This window comes from Staphylococcus canis (assembly GCF_016238445.1).
GTDB lineage: Bacteria > Bacillota > Bacilli > Staphylococcales > Staphylococcaceae > Staphylococcus > Staphylococcus canis.
In genome coordinates, this window is record NZ_JABANU010000132.1 from 1 (window position 1) to 217 (window position 217).

Genomic DNA, 217 nt, shown 5'->3' on the forward strand with positions numbered 1-217 from the left:
TTTACAGTCAATCAACTTCGTTGTCATATTAATAACAATGATATAGAAGCCTTACTTCAGTCTTTAGAAAACGTAGCTTTACCAGATATCCATCCTAAATTAAGAACCGTCATAAAAACATTAAACAGTTATATTCCATTCATTACCAACACATTAGAATATGCCAACTTTACGAATGGTCCGATTGAAGGTATTAATAACAAAATTAAACTCATTA

Annotated in this window: 1 protein-coding gene; it reads left to right on the forward strand. The window is 29.5% G+C overall.

All coding sequences use genetic code 11. From position 1 onward, the window contains the following. The coding region (locus tag HHH54_RS11745) for a transposase (RefSeq protein WP_198618843.1) at positions 1-217 on the forward strand (217 nt) is incomplete at both ends.